Genomic DNA, 248 nt, shown 5'->3' with positions numbered 1-248 from the left:
ACGAAGCTAAGAAAAAAGCTGATGAAGAGGCTAAGAAACAACAAGAACAGCAACAAGAACAACAACGTAAACAGCAAGAAGAAGCTCAAAAGAAAGCTGATGAAGAAGCTAGAAGAAAAGCTGAAGAAGAAGCTAAGAAAAAAGCTGATGAAGAAGCTAAGAAGAAAGCTGATGAAGAGGCCAAGAAAAAAGCTGAAGAAGAAGCTAAGAAACAACAAGAACAGCAACATCAAAATACCGGAGGAGAT

General features: G+C 37.9%; 1 protein-coding gene. It reads left to right on the top strand.

The features are described from left to right. Positions 1-248 (top strand): hypothetical protein (locus tag MR170_RS32885; RefSeq protein ID WP_242310752.1); only part of this gene is annotated, 248 nt, incomplete at both ends.

Source organism: Bacillus cereus group sp. BfR-BA-01524 (assembly GCF_022662595.1).
Taxonomy (GTDB): domain Bacteria; phylum Bacillota; class Bacilli; order Bacillales; family Bacillaceae_G; genus Bacillus_A; species Bacillus_A thuringiensis_S.
The sequence above is the reverse complement of the archived record's forward strand: the minus strand, read 5'-3'. Positions and strand labels throughout refer to the sequence as shown.